At 68.5% G+C, this 18,580-nt stretch carries 21 protein-coding genes; 11 read left to right on the top strand and 10 right to left on the bottom strand.

Annotated features, from left to right (window positions below):
* Window positions 1-9: 9 nt before the first annotated feature.
* Entirely contained in the window at window positions 10-672 is a 663-nt protein-coding gene (locus LG334_RS17475; RefSeq protein ID WP_404379921.1) for a glutathione S-transferase family protein, read from the top strand.
* Between the two features lie 43 nt (window positions 673-715).
* On the opposite strand, the gene LG334_RS17470 is transcribed toward LG334_RS17475, so the two are convergent.
* On the bottom strand, window positions 716-1,426 hold the full coding sequence (locus LG334_RS17470) for an alpha/beta hydrolase (protein ID WP_404379920.1): 711 nt from the start codon (window positions 1,424-1,426) through the stop codon (window positions 716-718).
* Window positions 1,427-1,540: 114 nt separating this feature from the next.
* Between LG334_RS17470 and LG334_RS17465 the strand changes: the two genes are divergently transcribed.
* Window positions 1,541-1,951 carry a nuclear transport factor 2 family protein gene (locus LG334_RS17465; RefSeq protein ID WP_404379919.1) on the top strand — a complete coding sequence of 137 codons (411 nt, stop codon included), beginning with the start codon at window positions 1,541-1,543 and terminating at the stop codon, window positions 1,949-1,951.
* A gap of 26 nt (window positions 1,952-1,977) precedes the next feature.
* Window positions 1,978-3,318: a PDZ domain-containing protein gene (locus tag LG334_RS17460; RefSeq protein WP_404379918.1), complete on the top strand. Its 1,341-nt coding sequence runs from the start codon at window positions 1,978-1,980 to the stop codon at window positions 3,316-3,318.
* A gap of 88 nt (window positions 3,319-3,406) precedes the next feature.
* Here the strand turns inward: LG334_RS17460 and LG334_RS17455 are convergent, their stop codons facing one another.
* From LG334_RS17455 to purM, 7 genes are all read right to left on the bottom strand, one after another.
* A complete protein-coding gene (locus LG334_RS17455; RefSeq protein WP_404379917.1) occupies window positions 3,407-3,550 on the bottom strand; it encodes a winged helix-turn-helix domain-containing protein in 144 nt (47 codons plus the stop codon).
* Window positions 3,551-3,653: 103 nt separating this feature from the next.
* Complete coding sequence (locus LG334_RS17450) at window positions 3,654-4,754, bottom strand: sn-glycerol-3-phosphate import ATP-binding protein UgpC (RefSeq protein WP_404379916.1); 1,101 nt, start codon at window positions 4,752-4,754, stop codon at window positions 3,654-3,656.
* 59 nt (window positions 4,755-4,813) lie between these two features.
* Window positions 4,814-5,662, bottom strand: coding sequence for a sn-glycerol-3-phosphate ABC transporter permease UgpE (gene ugpE / locus LG334_RS17445; protein WP_404379915.1), 849 nt, complete (start codon window positions 5,660-5,662; stop codon window positions 4,814-4,816).
* The gene (gene ugpA / locus LG334_RS17440) at window positions 5,662-6,543 is read right to left on the bottom strand and encodes a sn-glycerol-3-phosphate ABC transporter permease UgpA (protein WP_404379914.1); all 882 of its coding nucleotides are present in this window, start codon (window positions 6,541-6,543) and stop codon (window positions 5,662-5,664) included. Before ugpA ends, ugpE begins: the two co-directional genes overlap by 1 nt.
* Before the next feature lie 132 nt (window positions 6,544-6,675).
* Window positions 6,676-8,004 (bottom strand): sn-glycerol-3-phosphate ABC transporter substrate-binding protein UgpB, encoded by a 1,329-nt coding sequence (gene ugpB / locus LG334_RS17435; RefSeq protein ID WP_404379913.1) that lies wholly within the window; start codon window positions 8,002-8,004, stop codon window positions 6,676-6,678.
* 322 nt (window positions 8,005-8,326) lie between these two features.
* The gene (purN, locus tag LG334_RS17430; RefSeq protein WP_404379912.1) at window positions 8,327-8,992 is read right to left on the bottom strand and encodes a phosphoribosylglycinamide formyltransferase; all 666 of its coding nucleotides are present in this window, start codon (window positions 8,990-8,992) and stop codon (window positions 8,327-8,329) included.
* A complete protein-coding gene (gene purM / locus LG334_RS17425; RefSeq protein ID WP_404379911.1) occupies window positions 8,989-10,002 on the bottom strand; it encodes a phosphoribosylformylglycinamidine cyclo-ligase in 1,014 nt (337 codons plus the stop codon). Before purM ends, purN begins: the two co-directional genes overlap by 4 nt.
* Window positions 10,003-10,147: 145 nt before the next feature.
* On the opposite strand from purM, the gene LG334_RS17420 reads away from it, so the two are divergent.
* The 5 genes from LG334_RS17420 to LG334_RS17400 all read left to right on the top strand — a co-directional run bounded on the left by LG334_RS17420 (window position 10,148) and on the right by LG334_RS17400 (window position 14,257).
* The gene (locus tag LG334_RS17420) at window positions 10,148-11,437 is read left to right on the top strand and encodes a DUF2066 domain-containing protein (RefSeq protein WP_404386404.1); all 1,290 of its coding nucleotides are present in this window, start codon (window positions 10,148-10,150) and stop codon (window positions 11,435-11,437) included.
* Window positions 11,438-11,447: 10 nt separating this feature from the next.
* The gene (locus tag LG334_RS17415; RefSeq protein WP_404379910.1) at window positions 11,448-12,026 is read left to right on the top strand and encodes a CDP-alcohol phosphatidyltransferase family protein; all 579 of its coding nucleotides are present in this window, start codon (window positions 11,448-11,450) and stop codon (window positions 12,024-12,026) included.
* A gap of 56 nt (window positions 12,027-12,082) precedes the next feature.
* On the top strand, window positions 12,083-13,192 hold the full coding sequence (locus LG334_RS17410) for an AI-2E family transporter (protein WP_404379909.1): 1,110 nt from the start codon (window positions 12,083-12,085) through the stop codon (window positions 13,190-13,192).
* A 2-nt stretch (window positions 13,193-13,194) separates the two neighbouring features.
* Window positions 13,195-13,905 (top strand): DNA replication protein, encoded by a 711-nt coding sequence (locus LG334_RS17405; protein WP_404379908.1) that lies wholly within the window; start codon window positions 13,195-13,197, stop codon window positions 13,903-13,905.
* A 112-nt stretch (window positions 13,906-14,017) separates the two neighbouring features.
* Window positions 14,018-14,257: a hypothetical protein gene (locus LG334_RS17400; RefSeq protein ID WP_404379907.1), complete on the top strand. Its 240-nt coding sequence runs from the start codon at window positions 14,018-14,020 to the stop codon at window positions 14,255-14,257.
* Between the two features lie 550 nt (window positions 14,258-14,807).
* Here LG334_RS17400 and LG334_RS17395 read toward each other — a convergent pair.
* Together LG334_RS17395 and LG334_RS17390 are read right to left on the bottom strand one after the other, a co-directional pair.
* Window positions 14,808-15,095 carry a hypothetical protein gene (locus LG334_RS17395; protein ID WP_404379906.1) on the bottom strand — a complete coding sequence of 96 codons (288 nt, stop codon included), beginning with the start codon at window positions 15,093-15,095 and terminating at the stop codon, window positions 14,808-14,810.
* Window positions 15,064-15,360 (bottom strand): BrnT family toxin, encoded by a 297-nt coding sequence (locus LG334_RS17390; protein WP_404379905.1) that lies wholly within the window; start codon window positions 15,358-15,360, stop codon window positions 15,064-15,066. The genes LG334_RS17395 and LG334_RS17390 overlap by 32 nt, the downstream gene beginning before the upstream one ends.
* A 321-nt stretch (window positions 15,361-15,681) precedes the next feature.
* Here LG334_RS17390 and LG334_RS17385 point away from each other — a divergent pair, with 321 nt between their 5' ends.
* The 3 genes from LG334_RS17385 to LG334_RS17375 all read left to right on the top strand — a co-directional run bounded on the left by LG334_RS17385 (window position 15,682) and on the right by LG334_RS17375 (window position 18,572).
* Complete coding sequence (locus LG334_RS17385; RefSeq protein ID WP_404379904.1) at window positions 15,682-16,197, top strand: MarR family winged helix-turn-helix transcriptional regulator; 516 nt, start codon at window positions 15,682-15,684, stop codon at window positions 16,195-16,197.
* A gap of 1,136 nt (window positions 16,198-17,333) precedes the next feature.
* A complete protein-coding gene (locus tag LG334_RS17380) occupies window positions 17,334-18,017 on the top strand; it encodes a LuxR C-terminal-related transcriptional regulator (protein WP_404379903.1) in 684 nt (227 codons plus the stop codon).
* 126 nt (window positions 18,018-18,143) lie between these two features.
* Window positions 18,144-18,572 carry a hypothetical protein gene (locus LG334_RS17375; RefSeq protein WP_404379902.1) on the top strand — a complete coding sequence of 143 codons (429 nt, stop codon included), beginning with the start codon at window positions 18,144-18,146 and terminating at the stop codon, window positions 18,570-18,572.
* The last annotated feature ends 8 nt before the right edge of the window (window positions 18,573-18,580 follow it).

Genomic DNA, 18,580 nt, shown 5'->3' with positions numbered 1-18,580 from the left:
GGGCGCGCCATGAGCATGACGCTGGTGATCGGCAACAAGAACTATTCCTCGTGGTCCCTGCGGCCGTGGCTGGTGCTCAAGGCCAAGGGCCTGGCGTTCGAGGAGGAACTGCTGCCCCTGTTTACGCCCGAGTTCCGCGCCCGCCTGGCCGACATCACGCCGGCCGGTCGCGTGCCCGTGCTGCTGGACGGCGCCATCACGGTGTGGGACAGCCTGGCGATCATCGAATACCTGAACGACCGCCACGACGCCGCCCGCGTGTGGCCGGCGGAAACCGCGGCCCGCGCGCAGGCGCGGTGCATCGCCGCCGAAATGCATTCCGGCTTCACCGCCCTGCGCGGCGCCATGCCCATGAACTGCCGCAAGGACCTGCGCGGCCGGGTGAAAATGACCGACGCGCTGAAGGCCGACATCGACCGTATCGCCGCCATCTGGCGCGACACCCGGGCCGAGCACGGTGCCGGCGGCCCGTTCCTGTTCGGCGGCTTCACGGCGGCCGACGCCATGTTCGCGCCGGTCGCCAGCCGCTTCCGCACCTACGGGGTGGAACTGGACGCGGCCGGGGCGGAATACATGGACGCCGTCCTCTCCATGCCGGAGATGAAGGAGTGGTACGCCGCCGCCGAGGCCGAGCCCTGGGTGGTGGACGAGGACGAACTGCCGGAGGAGTAGGCTCGCGCGCCTTTCGACCTTTGTTGATCGAAAGCGTTCTACGTCACCCCGCCTTTGTATGGCTGTCGAGGAAGGCCCGGCCCATGGATGCGCCTTCCTCGTCGATGCCGTGGGGCAGGTTGGGGCGGCGATGGGTCTCAACCGGCACGCCGACCACGCGCAGGGCTTCCTGCGCGGCGTCCATGGCCTGCGGCGGCACCACCTCGTCCGCCGTTCCGTGAATGAGCATCACCGGCGGCTGGGCCTTGATCTCGTCGCCCAGGCGGTCAGGGCCCAACAGCGCGCCGGAATAGCCCAGGATGGCGGCCGGCGCCCGGTCGGCGGCGCGGCGCAGGCCCACGTGCAGGGCCATCATGGTGCCTTGCGAGAATCCGGCCAGAACCAGCTTGTCGGGCGTCAGGCCGTACTGCTCCAGAAGGCCGTCCAGGTAGGCGTCCAGCGCCGGGGCGGCCTTCTCCGCGCCCTGGAACATCTGCTCCAGCGCCGGGCCCAGGGTGCTGGGGTCGCGGCGCAGCATGTTGGGATCATAGGCCCGCAGCGAGAACCACTGGCGGCCCATGGGCGCCATCTCGCAGGGCTCGGGCGCGTGCGGGCTGTGGAAGGCGGCGTCCGGCATGGCCTGCGCGAAGAACGGCGCCAGTCCGATCAGGTCGTTGCCGTCGGCGCCGTAGCCGTGCAGGAACACGACGACGCGGCGTGCGGGAGCGCCGTTGGCGGGCGCGTGCGAGGGACCGGACAGGGTCGCGGCGGTCATGGCGGGCTTAGCTCCTTCTTCCAATTCGCAGGTTGTTCCGGCCGGCGGAGTGGGACACAGTGAAACCCCGGCCGTGAGATAATGCGTTGGCCCCGCGCACCATATAAGAGCTTCATGCCCGAGACGACAGCCGCCCTGTTTGCTGTGGAGGCTTTCTACAGCGCCTTCGCCGCCCGCGACTTTTCCGCCATGCGCGGCATCTGGGCCACCGAGGGGCCGCTCACCTGCATTCATCCGGGCGCGCCACCGCTGACGGAGCGCGACGAGGTGCTGGAGAGCTGGGAAGCCATCCTCGCCAACCCCGAAACGCCGGACGTGCGGTGCCTGTCGCCCGAGATCGTTCTGTACGGCGACACCGCCGTCTGCACATGCCTGGAGGATGTGGGCGGCGAGCTTCTGGCCGCCACCAACGTGCTGGTGCGCGAAGGCCCCGTGTGGAAGCTGGTCCATCACCAGGCGGGACCGCTGACGGTGGCGCCGGACTTCGAGCCGGAGCCCGCTGGCGGCGAAGGCCCCATCAACTGAGCCCGATGTGCGAGGGAGGGAGGGCGATGACCCGGCGTTTGCGAACGGCGATCGCCGTGCTGGCCGCGCTGGTCCTGGCGGGCGGTGACCCCGCCCGCGCCGTGGAAGACCCGCCGCCCTTCGGGTTCGTGGGCGCCGAGGTGCAGGCCGTCGCGCTGGCCGAGGCGCAGGCGCTGGGCATGGAGGCGCCGCGCGGCGTCTTCGTGCGCGACCTGGTGCCCTGGGGCCCGGCCTACCGTGCGGGATTGCGCCGCGGCGACGTGCTGCTGGACTACGCCGGGGTCTCCATCACAGGGCTTCAGCATCTGGTGTCGCTGGTCCAGGGCAGCCGGCCCGAGGACGTGGTGCCCGTTGCCCGCCGCCGGCTGGGGCAGGAGCAGAGCCTGTCGATGACCCTCATCGACTACCCGCCCGGCTGGACGGTGCGCACCGAGGCCACCGCCGTCCTGCCGCGCCTGGGTCTGACGCTCGCCGCCCTGACGCCCCGCATGCGCGAGCGCGCGGGCATCCGGTGGGGCTCGACCGGCCTAGTGGTGACGGAGGTGGCGCCCGACAGCCCCGCTGCCGCGCTCGGCCTGGAGGCGGGCGAGCTTCTGGTGGCCGCCGACCGCGAACGCCTGATCGATCCGGCGGCGGCGGAATTCGCCCTGGCCGAGGCGGGCGTCCTGCTGGTGGAGGGCCGCCGCGGCTTCCGCCTTCTGACTCTTGACGACGGGGCCGAGCCGCTGCCGCCGCCGGTGATGGCCGCTGGCGTGGCCTGGCAGGCGGTGCCGGGGCTGGGCCTGGTGGTGCTGGACGTCGCCCACCGCACGCCCGGCGCGGCGGCGGGCCTGGCGGCCGCTGACCTGATCACAGCCATCGAAGGGGCCGCGGCGGTGCCCGACGCCGACGCGGCGCGCGCGCTCGCCATCACGCCCGCGCGCCTGACGGTGGAAGGGCTGGACGATGCCGCGCCGCGCACGGTCGCCCTGACGCCCGAGCCGTCGCTGAACCTGGCCGAGGCGGTGGCGCTGATCGAGCCCCTGGGCGCGGCGGTGGCAAGCCTGACGCCGCCCATGCGCGACAGCTTCACCCTGCGCCCCGGCACGCGGGGGACGGTGGTCACGTCGGCCGTTCCCGGCGGCCGCGCGGCCGAGGCGGGCCTGCGGCCGGGGCTGGTGATCGTCGCCGTCAACCAGCGCTTCGTCGAACGCCCGACGGATGTGGCCGAGGAACTGTCTGCGGCGGCGGCCCAGAACGCGGCCGAGGCGGTGCTGCTGATCGAAGGCCCCCAGGGCTTCCGCATCGTCGGCCTGCCGCTCAAGGACAAGCCCCCGCCGGCGCCTACGCCCAACCTGTTGCAGTGGAACGGCGAACCGGCGGAGTAGGGGGATGTGTTCGGCTTGCGCCGACGGGGCTGCCGCCCCGAGCCCCGCCTTTCGAGGGCCGGAGGGCCCTCGAACTCCCGGTGAGTGGCTACTCGAGCATTTCCAGCCGTTCGTCAGGTGTCAGCCCAAACTCGTCGGACAGCCGCTCGATGGCCTCCGCCACGCGGACTTCTCCCTCCGCCGCGAGCTTCAGGACCGGAAGCATGAGCGCCTGGTAATCGGGAATTGCCACGGTGTCCTCGCCCTGCCGTTCAACCCGAGCGACTATATCGATGCCTTTCCGGTGCTTCTAGAAGAGATGCACCGGAAGCAGTTCGGCCGCCCTGCCGCGAGGCTCAAATCCCCTCCAGCCGCCGTCCCGTTTCGCGGTCGAAGAGGTGCAGGTGGCCGTGGTCGACCACCGCCGTCACCGTGCCGCCCTCCGTCACGTCCCGCGTGCCGCGCAGGCGCATGGAGATGGGCAGGGCGGTCTGCTCCACCCGGCCGTGCAGGATGATGTCCGCCCCCAGCGGTTCCACCAGTTCCGCCAGCATGGACAGCGGCGTGCCGCCGTTGCCCACGTCCTCGGGGTGCAGGTGCTCGGGGCGGATGCCGAAGGTGACGGGGCGGTTGGCCTCCGCCGGCAGGGCCTGGGGCAGCGGGATCGAGGGGCCGGAGCCGTCTTCGCCCAGCGCCACGGCCGACCCGTCCGCCGACAGCACCGCCGGGATCAGGTTCATGGCCGGGCTGCCGATGAAGCCGGCGACGAAAACCGACGCCGGCTGGGCGTAGACCTCCAGCGGTGCGCCCACCTGTTCGGCGTGGCCGCCGTTCATCACCACCAGCCGGTCGGCCATGGTCATGGCCTCCACCTGATCGTGGGTGACATAGATGGACGTGGTGCCCAGGTCCTTTTGCAGGCGGCGGATTTCCAGGCGCATCTGCACGCGCAGCTTGGCGTCCAGGTTGGACAGGGGCTCGTCGAACAGGAACACCGACGGTTCGCGCACGATGGCCCGTCCCATGGCGACGCGCTGGCGCTGGCCGCCCGAGAGCTGCCGGGGCCGGCGCTCCAGCATGGGGCCGAGTTCGAGGATGCGGGCGGCTTCCTGCACGCGGCGGTCGATCTCGTCCTTGGGGCGGCGCTGGTTGCGCAGGCCGTAGGCCATGTTGTCGTAGACGCTCATGTGCGGGTAGAGCGCGTAGTTCTGGAACACCATGGCGATGTCGCGCTTGGCTGGCTCCAGCCGGTTGACCACGCGGTCGCCGATGGAAATCTCGCCCGACGACACTTCCTCCAGGCCCGCGACCATGCGAAGAAGCGTGGACTTGCCGCAGCCCGACGGGCCGACGAGGACGATGAACTCGCCGTCCTTTATGGCGAGGTCGATGCCGTGGATGGCCTTGTAGCCGTTGGGGTAGGTCTTTTCGACCCGCTGGAACGCGACGGTGGCCATGACGCGGGGCCTTTCTCTCACTCTTGTCGTTGATCTTGGGCGGCGGGGCGGTCGGCGGTCTATTTTTCCTGCTCGACCAGGCCCTTCACGAACAGGCGCTGCATGACGATGACCACCAGCACCGGCGGGATCATCGCCAGCATGGCGGTCGCCATGACGATGCCCCAGCGGGGTTCCTCGTCGGAGACCGTGACCATGCGCTGAATGCCCATGACGATGGTGTAATAGTTCTCGTCCGTGGTGATCAGCAGCGGCCACAGGTACTGGTTCCAGCCGTAGATGAACAGGATCACGAACAGCGCCGCGATGTTGGTCCACGACAGGGGCAGCAGGATGTCCTTGAAGAATTTCAGCGGTCCGGCGCCGTCCATGCGGGCGGCCTCGGTCAGCTCGTCGGGGACGGTCAGGAAGAACTGGCGGAACAGGAAGGTGGCGGTGGCCGATGCGATCAGGGGCACCGTCAGGCCGGTGTAGCTGTCCAGCAGGTCCAGGTTGGCCGCAACCTCGAAGGTGGGCAGGATGCGCACCTCCACCGGCAGCATGAGCGTCAGGAAGATCATCCAGAAAATCGCCATGCGCAGCGGAAAGCGGAAGTAGACGATGGCGTAGGCGGAAATGATGGAAATCACGATCTTGCCCACCGCGATGCCCAGCGCCATGACCATGCTGTTGAACAGCATGAGCCCGACGGGCACGCCGCCGGCGCGCTTGAGGCCGCTGGTGACGGCGGTGCCCCAGTTCTCCATGAAATGGGCGCCGGGCATGATGGGGATGCGGCCGGCGATCAGGTCCGCCTGGCCGTGGGTGGAGGCGACGAAGGCGACCCACAGCGGCAGGGCGACGGTCAGGAGTCCCAGCACCAGCACGAGGTGCGAGACGAACGTCAGCATGCGGTTGTTCTCGACCATCAGTACTGCACCTTGCGCTCGACGTAACGGAACTGGATGACGGTCAGGGCGATGACGATGGCCATCAGCACCACCGACTGCGCCGCCGAGCCGCCGAGGTCAAGGCCGACGAAGCCGTCCTTGTAGACCTTGTAGACCAGGATCTCGGTGGCGCCGCCGGGGCCGCCCTCGGTGGTGGCGTGGATGATGCCGAAGGTCTCGAAGAAGCTGTAGACCACGTTGACCACCAGCAGGAAGAAGGTCGTCGGCGACAGCAGCGGGAAGATGATGGTCCAGAACCGCTTGCCCGGCCCGGCGCCGTCGATGGCGGCGGCCTCGATCAGCGAGCGCGGAATGGCCTGAAGGCCGGCCAGGAAGAACACGAAGTTGTAGCTGATCTGCTTCCACGCCGCCGCGATGACCACCAGGATGAAGGCCTGGTTGCCGTTGGTGTAGTGGTTCCACTCGACCCCAACGCCGCCCAGGGCCCAGGCCGCGAAGCCGATGGTGGGATTGAACAGGAACCACATCAGCACGCCGGCAATGGCGGGCGCCACGGCATAGGGCCAGATGAGCAGGGTCTTGTAGACGCTCGCCCCCTTGATGACGCGGTCCGCCATCACCGCCAGCAGCAGGGCGAAGCCCATGGCCGAGAAGGTGGTCGCCGCGCTGAAGAGGATGGTGTTGAAGAAGACGTCCAGGTATCGCTCGGACTGGAACAGGCTTATGAAGTTTTCCAGCCCGACGAACTCGGTCCTCAGCCCGAAGGCGTCCTGACGCAGCACCGACTGGTACAGCGCCTGGCCAGCCGGCCAGATGAAGAAGACCAGGGTGATGGCCACCTGCGGCAGGACCAGCAGATAGGGCAGCCAGACGGAACTGTATGTGACGCGCTTGTGCATGGGCGGGGACAAAGCCTGGTCTGAACACGCGGGAACGGCGAAGAAAATGCAGGCACCGCCCGCCGCCGGTTTGGCGGCGACGGGCGGTGTCGCGCCGGCCGGTCAGGGCCGGCTCATGAGCATCCGAGGCGCTTAGTTGACGCTTTCCTCGAACTTGCGCAGCAGTTTGTCGCCGCGGTCGGCGGCGCTGTCGAGCGCCTGCTTGGCGGTCTTGCTGCCCGACCACACCGACTCCAGCTCCTCGTTGATGATGTCGCGGATCTGGACGAAGTTGCCCAGGCGCAAGCCCTTGGAGTACTCGGTGGGCTCGTTCATGGTCAGCTGCTTGATCGCGACATCGGCGCCCGGCGCCTCCTTGTAGAAGCCTTCCTCCTTGGCGGCTTCGTAGGCGGAATTGGTGATGGGCACGTAGCCGGTGGACTTGTGCCAGTCCAGCTGGATCTCCGGCGAGGACAGGAAGTTCATGAACTCGGCCACGCCGGCGTAGGCCTCATCGTCGTGGCCCTGCAGCACCCACAGGGTGGCGCCGCCGATGATGGAGTTCTGCGGGGCGCCTTCCAGCGACTCGTAGTACGGCAGCTGGGCGATGCCCCAGTCGAAGCCCGCGCCTTCCTTGACCGAACCGTAGTAGGCCGAGCTGTTCATCAGCATGGCGCACTCGCCGGTCAGGAACAGCGGGTTCGGATCGCCGCGGCGGCCGCCGTAGACGAACACGCGGTCTTCCTGCCAGTCCTGCATGTTCTGGATGTGGGTGGTGAAGGGCTCCTGGTTGAACACCAGCGAGGTGTCGATGCCCTCGAAGCCGTTGGCCTTGGTGGCGAACGGCACGTTGTGCATGGCGCCGAAGTTTTCCAGCTGCACCCAGCTCTGCCAGCCGGTAGTGAAGCCGCAGGTCGGGTTGCCCTCGACCTCCATGATCTTGCGGCTGGCCTCGACCAGTCCTTCCCAGGTCTTCGGCGGGTTGTCGGGGTCCAGGCCGGCCTTCTTGAAGGCGTCCTTGTTATAGTAGACCACCGGGGTGGAGCTGTTGAACGGCATGGACAGCATCTGGCCGTCCGGCGTGGTGTAGTAGGACTTCACCGCGTCAAGGTAGTCTTCCGGGTCGAAGGGCTTGCCGGTGGCCTCCATCAACTCGTAGACGGGGTAGATGGCGCCCTCGGCGGCCATCATGGAGGCGGTGCCGACCTCGAAGACCTGCACGATGTGGGGCTGCTGACGCGCGCGGAAGGCGGCGATGGCGGCCGTCAGGGCCTCGGTGTAGGTCCCCTTGTAGACGGCTTTGACCTCGTACTGGTCCTGGCTTTCGTTGAAGCGCTGGGCATACTCGGCGACCTTTTCGCCGGTGGTGCCGCCGCCCATGGCGTGCCAGAACTGGATTTCCGTGGCGGCGAAGGCCGAGGTGGCAGCGCCGATGGTGGCGATGGCGGTGGCCGCCGCCAGGCCGAGCTTGAGGCCGTTCATGGAATTCTCCCCAAAACAAAATGTTGTGCCGGATGGTCGGAAAATCGATGTCCACCCGTTTATCATCCCGCCGTTACAGGACGATGACGCAGGGGTGAATGTTCGATTAATCTTCAAGCGTCCATCAAGCGAAAAGTTTCCGTTTTCATTCGAAAATCATAGTCCCCTGGGAACCTTCGTGTTTTCTTGGCAGGCGCCGGACGTCGCGTCATCCAGGGCTTATCGAAAACGCGCAGCGGCGGGGCAGGGGTTTAGGCCGCGCCACAAAAAAAGCCCGACTCGACGAGTCGGGCTGCAAGACAGGAATGAAGAGGGGCGTCCGTCAGTCGGCCGGATTCAGCAGTGTGGAGTCGGGCGCCCCGTGGCTCGTGATGACGACCCGCTGGCCGGAAACCCGCGCGTGGCCCTCGGCCACCAGCCGCAGGGCCAGCGGATAAATGCGGTGCTCGGCCTCCAGCACGCGGGCGCCCAGCGCATCGGCGTCATCGTCGGGATGCACGGGCACGGCGGCCTGGGCGATGATCGGCCCGGCGTCCATGTCGGCGCGCACGAAATGCACCGTGCAGCCGTGGAAGCGCACGCCGGCCTCCAGCGCCCGCTCGTGGGTGTGCAGGCCCTTGAAGCTGGGCAGCAGGCTCGGATGGATGTTGATCATCCGGTCGTGCCAGCGGTCGACGAAGGCATCCGTCAGCAGGCGCATGAAGCCGGCCAGGCACACCAGTTCCGCGCCCGCCGCGTCCAGCGCGGCGTTGAGCGCGTCCTCGAAGGCGGGGCGGCCGTCAAAGGCCTTGTGGTCGATCACCTGCGTCGGCACGCCCGCCTTTTCCGCCCGCTCCAGCGCGTAGGCGCCGGGCACGTTCGAGATCACCGCAACGATCTCGGCGGGGTGCGACGGATCGGCGCAGGCATCCAGCAGGGCTTGAAGGTTGCTGCCCCGGCCCGAGACCAAAACGGCCACCTTCACGCGCGAGCGCCCGGAGTCGCTCATGCGGACAGGCCCCACGCCTCGGACAGGCCGGGGATGCGCACGGGCTCCGAACCCTCTTCGCGTGCCACCATGCGGCCGATGACGCGGGCGTCTTCGCCGTGGTCGCGGAAGACTGTCAGCGCGGCTTCCGCCTCGGCGGCGGGAACGACGGCGACCATGCCGACGCCACAGTTGAAGGTGCGCGCCATCTCGTGCGCCGAGACGCCGCCTTGCTCGGCCAGCCAGCGGAAGACCGGCGGCAGGGGCAGCGCGTCGGCATCCAGCTCGGCGGCCAGGCCTTCGGGCAGCACGCGGGGGATGTTCTCCCAGAAGCCGCCGCCGGTAATGTGCGCCAGCGCTTTCACATGCCCGGCGCGCACGGCGGCCAGGCAGCTTTTCACATAGATGCGCGTCGGCGTCAGCAGGGCCTCGCCCAGGCTCCGGCCTTCCGCGAAGGGGGCCGGGGCGTCGTAGCCGACGCCCGAGCGCTCCACGATGCGGCGGACCAGCGAATAGCCGTTGGAGTGGATACCCGACGACGCCAGGCCGATCACCACGTCGCCCTCGGCCACGCCGGTGCCGTCCAGAAGCTGGCCGCGTTCCGCCGCGCCGACGGCGAAGCCGGCGACGTCGTAGTCGCCGTCCTCGTACATGCCGGGCATTTCGGCGGTCTCGCCGCCGATGAGCGCGCAGCCCGCCTGGCGGCAGCCTTCCGCGATGCCGGCGACCACGTCGCGCGCGACGGTAACCTCCAGGCGCCCCGTCGCGTAGTAGTCGAGGAAGAACAGCGGCTCGCCGCCCTGGACCACCAGGTCGTTGACGCTCATCGCCACCAGGTCTATGCCCACGCTTTCATGGCGTCCGGCGGTGATGGCGACGCGCAGCTTCGTGCCCACGCCGTCGGTGGCGGCGATGAGCACCGGATCGGTGAAGCCGGCGGCCTTCAGGTCGAAAAGGGCGCCGAAACCGCCCAGCGCGGCGTCGGCCCCGGAACGGGTGGTCGATTTGGCGAGCGGCTTGATCGCTTGCACAAGCGCGTTTCCGGCGTCAATGTCAACGCCGGCGTCCTTGTACGACAACCCGGTCTTGTCAGAGGGAGTGGTGATGACGGCCTCGTCTGGTTCTGTTCGGTTGCGATCGGTGTGCGGGAAGATACTGCATCGGCGCGTGTTTGCAATGGTCCTGGCGGCCCTTCTGGCCGTGGTTTCGGTGCCCGGCGCCCCGGCGCGCGCGCAGGCGCCCGACCCGGCGACGCTGGCACTGTTCACCGCCGACGACGTGAAGGTCGACGTGACCGCCGACAGTGCCGTCGCCGCCCGCGATCAGGCCTTGATGGAAGGCCAGGCCAAGGGGCTGCGGCAGGTCATGCGCGACCTCGCTCCCGCCGGGTATCAGGATCGCCTGCCCGAGATCGGCGGCGAGGAGGCGCAGAACTACGTGCTGTCCCTGCAGGTGGAGGACGAGAAGCGGTCCAACGTCCGCTACATCGCCACCCTGGACATCACCTACAATCCCGATGCCGTGCGCCAGCTTCTGCGCATGAACGACATCCCCTTCAGCGAGCAGCCGCGCACGCCGGTCCTGGTGGTGCCGCTGTGGCAGGCGCCGGGCGCCGCCGGGCCCATCCTGTGGGAGGACCCCAACCCCTGGCGCGCGGCCTGGAACCGGCGTGCCGGCGACGGCCTGGTGCCGACGCGCGTGCCGCTGGGCGACCTGGGCGACCTGCGGGCGCTGTCGGCTGACGAGGCCGCGGGCGGCGACGCCGCGGCCGTCCGCAACCTGCTCCAGCGCTACGACATGACCGAGTCCGTGGTGGCCCGCGCCGCCCTGGCCGGCGAGGACCAGCTGGCCGTGGACATGACGCGCTATCGCCTGGCCGGTCAGCCGAGCCGGCAGTCCCTCACCCTGACCCGCGATCCGGCCGAGGACCGGTCGGCCTTCCTCAGCCGCGCCGCCGACGAGGTGGCGGCCCGCCTGCGCGACGACCAGTGGCAGGGCGGCGGCGCGGCGGCCGGTCTGTCGCCCGACGCGGCGCCGCAGAGGATGACGGCGATCGTGCCCACCTCGGGCGGCCTGGAGACTTGGCTGACGGTGCGCGAGCGCCTGGGGCAGGTGCCCCTGGTGCGCGGCGTGGAGGTGCAGGCCCTCAGCCGCGAGAGGGCGCAGATTCTGCTGGGATACATGGGCGACGTCGAGCGCCTGACCCTCACGCTCGCCCAGTACGGGCTGGACATGAGCGACCTGGGCGGCGGCGTGTGGCGCATCGAGCTGCGCCGCGCCCCGGCCCCGGCCGAGCCCGCGCGCCAGCCCATGATCACGCCGGAAGCGGCGGGCGCCCAGGGCGCGGCGCAGGGGGCCCAGCCGGCGACCCAGGCCGGGCCGGCGGCTCAAGGCGCACCGCAGCAGCAGCCGGGCGAGGCCTCGGCTCCGACGCCGGGGCAGGGCCGGGTCATGGCGCCGCGCTGAGGGAGGCGTCGTGCGTCCGCAACGGGCCATCGTCAAGCAACTGCCCAACCTGCTGACCATCTTCCGGCTGCTCATGGTGCCGGTGGTGGTCGAGTTGATCCTGGAGGGCCGCCTGGCGTGGGCTTTCTGGGTTTTCGTGCTGGCGGGCGTCACCGACGCCGTGGACGGCATCCTGGCCCGCGTGCTGGATGCGCGGAGCAAGCTGGGCGGGTTCCTCGACCCGCTGGCGGACAAGGCGCTGCTGGTCAGCGTCTTCGTGGCGCTGGGGTGGTCGGGGGTGCTGCCGTCGTGGATCGTCACGCTGGTGGTGTTCCGCGACGTCCTCATCGTCGGCGGTGCCATTCTGTATGAAATGGTGGTGGGCGGGCTGCACATGCGCCCGCTGCTGGTCAGCAAGGCCAACACCGTGGCCCAGGTGGCGCTGGGCGCCGGAACGCTGGCGGTCGAGGGACTGAATCTGGACGTCGGCCCGCTGGTTGGTGTACTGACCTTTGCGGCGGCCGCGACCACCATCGCGTCGGGGGCCGCCTACCTGTGGGTCTGGGGCCGCCACGCGCTCGAGGCGACCCACGAGGGCGACGACAGGTGACGCGCGGGCCGCGCGTCGGACCGGGATGACCCGGCAGGGGGAGTGACGACAACACCATGGCCGGTGGGCGACAACTGCGCTTCTGGTTGATCGGGTTGGTGGTCTTCGTCGCAGCGCTGTGGGTGCTGCGCGAGGTGCTGCTGCCGTTCGTCGCCGGCATGGCCATAGCCTATTTCCTCGATCCCGTCGCCGACCGCCTGCAGAAGTGGGGCCTGTCGCGACTGATGGCGACGGTGGTGGTCACCGCCGGCATCGTCGCGGTGCTGGTGGCGGCGCTGCTGCTGCTGGTGCCGCTGTTGCAGGCGCAGGTGATGTCGTTCCTGGTGCGGCTGCCGGGCTACATCGACATGCTGCGCGAGGCCGCCGAGCCCATCATCCAGATGGGCGTCGAACGCCTGCCGCCCGATCAGGTGGAGACCCTGCGCACGCAGGCCAGCGGCTTCATAGGCAACGCCCTGGCCTTCGTGGGCACGGTGCTGAAGGGCCTGCTGTCGGGCGGGTTTGCGCTGCTCAACCTGCTGTCGCTGGTGTTCATCACGCCGGTGGTCGCCTTCTACCAGTTGCGCGACTGGGACCGCATGGTGACCAAGGTCGACAACTGGCTGCCGCGCGAGCACGCCGACACCATCCGCGCCCAGTTCCGCGAGATCGACCAGACCCTGGCCGGGTTCATCCGCGGCCAGGCAAGCGTCTGCCTGGTGCTGGGCGCCTTCTACGCCATCGGCCTGAGCGTCGTCGGGCTTGACCTGGGGCTGCTGGTGGGCCTTGGCGCGGGCATCATCAGCTTCGTTCCCTATCTGGGCACCATTTCCGGATTCGTGGTCGGCATCGGTCTGGCGCTCGCGCAGTTCGACACCTATACACCGGTGGCGCTGGTCGCGGGCGTCTTCGTCGCCGGGCAGATGATCGAGGGCAACTTCCTGACCCCCAAGCTGGTGGGGGACCGCATCGGCCTGCACCCGGTCTGGGTGATCTTTGCGCTGCTGGCCGGCGGCGCGCTGTTCGGCTTCGTCGGCATCCTGCTGGCGGTGCCCGTGGCGGCGGTGGTCGGCGTGCTGGCGCGGTTCTTCCTGGGCCAGTACCTGAACAGCCCGTATTTCCAGGGCCGAGGAGGAGCGCGCCGCGATCTGCCGCCACCGCCCCCGGCAGCGCCCGACGCGACGTGACCATGAGCACCGATCCCGGCAAGCAACTGCCCCTCGACCTGCCGCACCGTCCGGCGTTGTCGCGGGAAGACTTCCTCGTCACGCCGGCCAACGCCGAGGCGGTGGCCTGGCTTGACTGCTGGCCGCGCTGGCCCGGCCCGGCTTTGGCCCTGCACGGCCCGCGCGGCTGCGGCAAGACGCACCTGGCGCACGTCTTCGCGGCCCGGTCGGGCGCGGCCATCCTGCGCGCCGAGGAGTTGCCCGACGAGGACATCCCCTATCTGCTGGACCATCACCGCGCCCTGGTGGTGGAGGGCGCCGACCGCCTGGTGCCCGACCCGGAGGTGGAGCAGGCGCTGTTTCACGCCTGGAACCTCGTGAAAGACGCGCAACGTCACATATTGCTCACTGGCGAGGAGCCGCCCGCCCGGTGGAAGGTCGACCTGCCCGACCTGCGGTCGCGCCTGTCGACGGCCCAGACGGCCGCCATCGCCGCCCCCGACGACATTCTCATGGAGGCGGTTCTGGTCAAGCTGTTCATCGACCGGCAACTGCGGGTCGGGCCGGACGTTATCGGCTTTTTGCTGCGGCATATGGAACGGTCCTTCGCTGCCGCGCGTCGAGTCGTAGCGGCCGCAGACACGATGTCTCTGGCCGAGCGCCGGCACATCACGGTTCGGTTCATCGCCAAGGTACTTGATGCGCAGAATCGTGACGGATCGGCGAAACCATGAGGCTTATCCGCAAGAAGCCCTTGCTATTAGGGGAACTTCTAGCCAACCATACGCGGCAGGCGGGCGCTGACAGAAGGTCCGCCTCACGCGTGACATTGGGAGGTTTATTGATATGAAGAAATCTCGTTTGCTCCTCGCCGCTCCGCTCGTTCTTGGCCTGGCCGCTTGCGCCCAGGGCATGACCGATGAGGATCGCGCCACCATGACCGCGGCCACGCAGGCCGGCCAGCAGGCTCAGCAGTCCGCTCAGTCCGCCCAGGCCGCCGCCCAGCGTGCCGAGGCCGCGGCGCAGCGCGCCGAGGCTGCCGCCAACAAGGCGGAGCGCATCTACCAGCAGATGATGCGCAAGTAATTTCGCGTGGATCACCGGCCGGCGGCGGCGTCCAAACCCGCTGCCGGCCGGTCACGCTGCCGCCTGCCGTAGGCAAGAAACGTTTCCGCGCCAGACCATCCCGGCCGCATGAGATGCCGGCCTGCCCGCCGCCCGGACCTTCCGGCGCGGCGTTTTTCATGAGTATCGGTCCGGCACCGCACGCACGGCCCTGACGGGTGGAGGGGCGTCCGCGTGCGCCGCGTGCGGGAGGCGGCGTTTTCTGGCCGATCGGCCCGGACGACACACGAAATCGTACACTCGTCGACCGGCAAGGCCTGAGCCTTGGTGAGCGCGACACGGACACCGGCTGCCGCGCCCGCCCGATGGCGCGTGAGCGACTGTCTCGTGCGTCAGGTGCCGACCTGCCGTCAGGAGCCTACGGCGCGCGCGTAAGCGCGCACACCGCAGCGTCATTCCTTTCAATCATCGACGCTGCGTTCAGGCGGCACGCAGCCTTACGCGCCATAAGGCGCGGCGGCCAGTCGGCCTTGCCGGACGACAAGTGTACGATTTCATGTGTCGTCCGGTATCAGTCGGTTTGCTGGCGGGCCTGTTCGTCGAGCACGCGCGCCATGCGCTGCTCGGCGCCCGGGCCATCGGCCTGGAACGCGCGCAGTGTGTCGCGGTGGACCCGCAGGGTGACCTGCACAGTCGTCTCGGGCTCGATCAGTTCCGCCCCGCGCCAGTTCTCCGGCTGCTGCACGGGGGCCGAGGCTGGATCGGCCTCTGCCTCCTCGGCGATGGTCCGGTCGTCGCGGCGAGCGGCGTCGTGCAGCCGGTCGGGATCAATCCGCAGCGCGGCGCGCGAGCGCCTCATGATACGTTTGCCGCTCGATGCCATGAGCCCTCCGTGCCGACACGATCCTGCACAGGCGGGGGGACCGGACGGTAAAGACGATGGTCAGTTCCACGCCGGAAACGGCGCCGATTCCGATGAAGCGGCGCTCGCCCAGGGCGGCACGCTCATCGGGCCGCGCCAGGACCGGTCCCTCGAACACCGCCGCCGCACTTTCCAGGTCGACCCCGTGTGCCTCGACATTGGACCTGTCCCGGGCTCCGTCCCATTCGAAGCCGTCATACATGTCGGTTCCCGCTCGCCCCACGATTGTTTTCAGCAAGTATAACGAATAACCTTAGGACGTCGCAAGCCTTTGACATCTGGACCTTAGTTATAGTCAAGAGGCTCCAAGGTTAACTCTCTTTACGCGAATGAATTTCGTAAGTTGAGAGGAAATCGCGGCGGCATTTTTATTTTGAGTTGCGCTATGCTGCTCCCATTGAGGGTAAATTCCGAAAATGGCTCGCCTTAGGGTCGGCAGAGCCGTTTCCCCGGGCTGCGCATTCGGCTGATCCGGCCGGATTTTCGTCACATTCCCGCGGATGATGCGTGTACTGTTCGCGCCATGACGAAGATGACCGTGACCACCGACGACGACTGGACCGAGGTCAGCCGCTATGCCGGGCCGGATGCAAGCCCGGGATTCCTGCTGTGGCTGGTCAGCACCACGTGGCGCCGCCAGGTGGAGGGCGCTTTGACGCCGCTGGGCCTGACGCATCCGCAGTTCGTCACCATGGCGTCGCTGGCCTGGCTGACCCGCGACGGAGCGCCGGTCAGCCAGGCGGCGCTGGGGCGGCATGTGCGCCTTGATCCCAACACCATGTCACAGATCCTGCGCGGGTTGGAAAAGCGCGGTCTGGTCGAACGCCGCAAGGGCCGCGACACCCGCGCCAAGAACCCGCGCCTGACCGACGAAGGCGCGGCCCTGGTGCGTCGGGCCGTGCCGCTGGTCGAAGAGGTGGACGGCCGCTTCTTCAAGCCCATGCGCGGCGGTCAGCGCATGATGGCCGCCAGCCTGTCGCGGCTTCTGGAGGTGGCCGAGGGCCGCGGGGACGACTGGCCCGACGATCCGCCCGGCTGACGCCGCACCCGCGTGCGATCAACGCGAAAAAGGCCGCCGGACCCTTGGGTCGGCGGCCTTTTTTCGCGAAGAGGTAGCGCCCGCCGTGGTGTCGCAGGGGGGAATGGTGAGGGGGAAAGACTCCACCGCGGCGGGCGCGCGGGCTTTTCGGCCCAGTCATACTGTAGGGCGCCGGCACGGCGGTTTTCCACCACGCAGGCGACGTACGCGGCCCCGCCATTGGCGGCAGGGCGGATGCCGAAAGGTCCGGCCCCTGGCCGAGTCGGCCGCGTCTGAGGCGACCGGCGGCCCGCGCGCCCCGACGTGGAGATCTTTCGGTTGGGCCGGGCCCGCCAAACCGTCAGGGTCTGCTCCGCCTAAAGAAGCACTGCGGTCGCGGTGGCGTCTCAACCGTTCGCGCAGAGTTGCGCGTTTGGAATGGTGCCGCACACCTGGTCGTGCGACCAAGGGGGCGTGAGCACGCGCGAAAAGTATAGTAAAGTCGGGCGCATTTTTAATAAAGGTCCGCACATTTCGAATAAATTGTCGGTTCCCTTCTACGGGGGGCTTTTTATCGGGTGGGTGCCGTGCTACCTTCCATGCGACTGAGACATATGCCGTTCGTCCTTTGAGGGCTCTGTTGCCTCTTCATTGGTCAGTGGATGGATGTGTTGTTTCCCGATCCGGAATGTCGTCATGGCCGCGGATGCGGGAGAAGCTTAGTCATATGCCGAAAGGCGGAAAAATTTTTCCTCCCGGCATAACTTTGGATGGACCTTTTTTCTGTGCCCGCGGTTCCTAAGACCGTGTGTGCCGCGACGAAGCGGTAGGACGGGCCGGCTACAAGGCGCGCCGCCGCTTCAAGGTGAATTGAGGATATGCGCTATCGAGGCATGCAGTGGGCGCCGTCTGCCCTGGTTCTCAACCGGAAGGTGGCGTTCATGCGACATAGTCAACCAGGCCGCTCCGCGCAGAACGCGCGACGGCTGGTGTCTCGCGAAGGATAAAAAAAGGCAGTCGGTCACCTTTCGGGGCGCCGGCATAATTCGCAAGGCATCTGCCGGTTCAGGCCACCGTCCGCCCGGTAAACAGGTGGGGTTCTGGGGACTATCTATCGCGACTTGGGGATAACATTTCGACCGACTTTGGGGGTCACGATGGAAAAAGAGCTTATCAAGACCTGCATCATTGAGAGCAATTCGTTCTTCCGGGAGGGGCTCAAGAGCATCCTTCGGGACAGCCGGTTCCGCATCGACTGTGAGGCGGAACGGGTGGAGGACGCGCTGTCCTACCTGCAGACCGAGCATCCGGACCTTGTCATCGCCGAACTGCCGGCGGGCGCCGAAACGGTTCCGGCCGACTTCAACGCCATCCGCGAGGCCGTGCCCGACGCGCGGATCGTGGCGCTGGTCGGCCAGCAGTGTCCCATGCTGATGACCGATTGCCTGATGCAGGACATCGACGGTTTCCTGATCAAGACCATGAAGCCTTCGGTCCTGCTGCAGTCCCTGGCCCTGATCGCTGAGGGCGAGCGGGTTTATCCGGCCAACCTGGTGGCGCGCCTGCTGCGTGGCGGTGCCCAGTCCATGGTGGTCATGCCGGGCAGCCAGGAGCAGTACAACCTGACCGCCCGCGAGATGGACATCCTGCACCTGCTGGTCGCCGGCGAGCCCAACAAGGTCATCGCCCGCCGCCTCAGCATCACGGAAGCCACCGTGAAGGTGCACCTGCGCAGCCTGCTGAAGAAGATCAACGCGGCCAACCGCACCCAGGCGGCCATCTGGGCGCTGCACCACGGCTTTGCCAACAGCGCGCAGCCGACGGGTGTCCAGCCGGCCTGATCCGGGCCGGCCGGGCATCGCTCTACCGGCCGAAGACGATCCGGCGGGCGCCTCCATGACGTGGGGGCGCCCGCCGCCGTTTCTGCCGCCGGCCGCCCGACGGTTCAGGAGTGCCGCAGCCTCGCCATGGACCTGACGCCCCCGCAGCACCCGCCGCCCATCCCGCCGGGCCGAAGGCGCCGCGCCGCGCCGTGGCGGGCCGTGGGAGTTGCCGGATTCCTTGTCAGCGTCGCGGCAATCGTCTGGCTTTCGCTGTCGACGCACGGTCCCACCGCCAACCGCGCACCGCCGCCGCCCGTGCCGGTGTGGGACAAGGTCCTGCACCTTGCGGCCTATGCCTGGCTGACGGCGCTGGCCGTCGTGGCGCTCGGCGGCGACCGTGCCGCGTGGTTCCGCTGGGTCGGCGTCGGGCTGATGACCTTCGGCGTGTGGATCGAGATGATCCAGGCGCGGCTGCCCTTCCACACCGGGTCCGTCGTCGATGCCGCCGCCAATGGCGCGGGCATCCTGCTGGTGTTGTGGATCGCCGGGCGCCTGGCGCGCAAACGACGGTGACGCGGCAG

This window comes from Caenispirillum salinarum, from assembly GCF_044803115.1.
Taxonomy (GTDB): Bacteria; Pseudomonadota; Alphaproteobacteria; order Rhodospirillales; family Rhodospirillaceae; genus Caenispirillum; species Caenispirillum salinarum_A.
Note: the sequence above shows the minus strand (reverse complement) of the source record. Positions and strands in the feature narration are given on the sequence as shown.